This window comes from Neorhizobium huautlense, from assembly GCF_030811685.1.
Lineage (GTDB): Bacteria > Pseudomonadota > Alphaproteobacteria > Rhizobiales > Rhizobiaceae > Neorhizobium > Neorhizobium huautlense_A.
The window spans coordinates 1-1,266 of sequence record NZ_JAUSRF010000048.1; the positions used below are offsets into that span (position 1 = coordinate 1).

Here is a 1,266-nt window from a genome sequence, read left to right on the forward strand (position 1 = left end):
GAGCGACGCTATCGCCTTCCAGAAGGATATTTCAAAGAGAAGCTGCCGCATCAGGCGCGCTCGCTTTATGGTCATGACCTCGGTGATATCAGCCCGGCTGAGCGGCGCAGAATGTCGTTGCATCTTCCGGATGATTTCAGCAGCCTGCCCTTTGCAAAGCGTCAGGAGATCGTCGATTGGGTACGCCGGGTGATCATTTCCGGCGCGACGGAGTACCGCCGGTATCAGGCAGCGGCCGTCAAGCAGCGTTATGCCATCCGCTTCCCCGGAGTAACATATGGCGGAAGTCATCTATCGCCCAGCTCCTTGGCATGCGCCGTCGGCGAAAATCAGAATGTATTGCCGGAGTTTGATGATCCTGATCTGCTCTCCGGTGTTGTTGATGCACGCCCGCGGCTTGCCATGGAAATGGCTGACCTCATTCGTTTCAAAACCTCGACACTGACCGCGATTGGTTTACAGCGAAACGGCGTCTGGGGTGAGGAAACGGCCTCTCAAAAGATCGAACATCTTGGCTTGATGTTTGGCGCGCTGGCCGCCTCGCCAAACAGCGCTGTAAAAGGTCGCGGCGTGCCAGTCGGCCAGCTGAGCTTCGGCCTTCTCGTCTTCCCCGGCGTCTGGGATTGGTACCTTCAATGGCGCGAACAGCGCCGTGGCTTTTATACCAAATGGGAGGAAGACATGCTGATGGTAGCACAGGCTCTTACCCGCGCCGATGTCGGCTGGATTCGACAGCATCCGGAACTGCTGAAGAACGTCAGACCTATCGAAGGCTTGATTGAGCACGAAGAGATTGAGTTCGCAGGCCGCGACTGGCACGGTGCCTGCGATGCGTTTCACCGGCATGCCGCCAACCGATCCAAGGAGATCAAACGCGTCATGCGCGTCCATCGCGATCCGTTCGAACCGATCATGTGTGTCCTTGAAGCGGACAGTCCACTGGCGGAATATCGCAAGATCACCGACGAAATTCTGAAACGCATGCCGGATGAAAACCGATATCCGCGGTCGGCGGCCGAAGCCGTACGCTCATTCCTGCTTCTCCGTCTTGGACTGCATCTCGGTCTTCGGCAGAAGAACCTACGCCAACTTCGTGTCTGTCCGCGCGGGCATCACCCGACATCGGAACGCCGGCTTGAAGACATGAGATGCGGAGAGCTGCGCTGGAGTGATCGCGACCACGGGTGGGAGGTCCTTATCCCGTCGGTCGCTTTCAAGAACTCGGGGTCATCCTTCTTCGGACAGAAACCATTTCGGCTGATCCTG

General features: G+C 57.6%; 1 pseudogene. It reads left to right on the forward strand.

The annotated features are described in order from the left end of the window. A pseudogene (locus J2T09_RS27535) lies at nt 1-1,266 on the forward strand (hypothetical protein); the annotation flags it as partial.